Origin of the sequence: Companilactobacillus nuruki (assembly GCF_002872255.1) — a bacterium.
In the GTDB taxonomy this organism is placed as follows: Bacteria; Bacillota; Bacilli; order Lactobacillales; family Lactobacillaceae; genus Companilactobacillus; species Companilactobacillus nuruki.
Genome location: NZ_NIPR01000062.1, coordinates 1 through 555 on the forward strand (window position 1 = coordinate 1; position 555 = coordinate 555).

The window sequence follows — 555 nt, forward strand, 5'->3', positions numbered from 1 at the left end:
TTCCTTTTTCTTTTCTTTTTTCTTTCTTTTTTTCCTTTTTTTTTTTCTCTTTTTCTTTTTTCTTTCTCTTTTTCTCCTCTTTCTCTTCCTTCTTTCTTCTTTTTTTTTTTTTCTTTTCTTTTTTTTTCTTTTCTCTCTTCTTCTTTTTTTTTCTTTTTTTTTCTTTTTCTTTTTCTTCTTTTCTTTTTTTTTTTTCTTCTTTTCTCTTTTTTCTTTCTTCTCCTTTTTTTTTTTCTTCTTTTCTTTTTTTTTTTTTTTCTTTCTCTCTTTTTCTTTTTCCTTCTCCTCTCTTCCCTTTCCTTTTCTTTTTTCTTCCCCTATCCTTTCTCTTCTCCCCTTCTTACTCTTCCTCCGCTCCTTCTTTTTCTCTCTTTTTTTTTTTCCTCTCTCCTCCTCTTTCTTCTTTTTCCTTTCTTTTTCCTTCTCTTTTTTTTTTTCCTTTTTTTTCTCTCTTTTCTTTCCTCTTCCTTTTCTTTTCTTTCCTTTCTTCTCCTGCCCTTTCTCTTCTACTCCTCTTTCTCTTCCGCCTCTCTCTTTTTCTTTTCTTCCTTTTTT

1 protein-coding gene is annotated in these 555 nt (G+C 28.8%); it reads right to left on the minus strand.

Annotated elements, in window-relative coordinates; all coding sequences use genetic code 11:
* Nucleotides 1-555, minus strand: a 555-nt coding sequence (locus CBP76_RS13710) for a hypothetical protein (protein ID WP_217350224.1), incomplete at both ends; no start/stop codon positions are given.